The organism is Methylobacterium sp. E-045 (assembly GCF_022829685.1).
In the GTDB taxonomy this organism is placed as follows: domain Bacteria; phylum Pseudomonadota; class Alphaproteobacteria; order Rhizobiales; family Beijerinckiaceae; genus Methylobacterium.
Genome location: NZ_JAKSYE010000039.1, coordinates 1 through 301 on the forward strand (window position 1 = coordinate 1; position 301 = coordinate 301).

Here is a 301-nt window from a genome sequence, read left to right on the forward strand (position 1 = left end):
CTTACGAGGGGATCATCGCCGATTGCGGCGCTGCAGTATAGGTTGATGTAGCGGGCCCGCTAGACGGCCCACGCGTCCTTCTGCTCCAAGACATGATCGCGCCGGCGCGGCGGGTGATGGCAGCGTCGTTGGGGAAGATGCCCACGACCTCGGTCCTGCGCGTGGTCTCGCCATTGAGGCGGCCCACCGGCCTGGTCCTGTTCAGCTTGACCCGGTGTTCTGCCGGGCAGACCATCGAGTCGATCACGTTGCGGCGTCGCGCGGACATCTCTGGGGCCCGCGTCTGCCCCTTGGGCCGTTT

1 pseudogene is annotated in these 301 nt (G+C 66.8%); it reads right to left on the reverse strand.

The features are described 5' to 3' along the window. Positions 1–62: 62 nt before the first annotated feature. A pseudogene (locus MKK51_RS04965) lies at positions 63–226 on the reverse strand (transposase); the annotation flags it as partial. Positions 227–301: the final 75 nt, after the last annotated feature.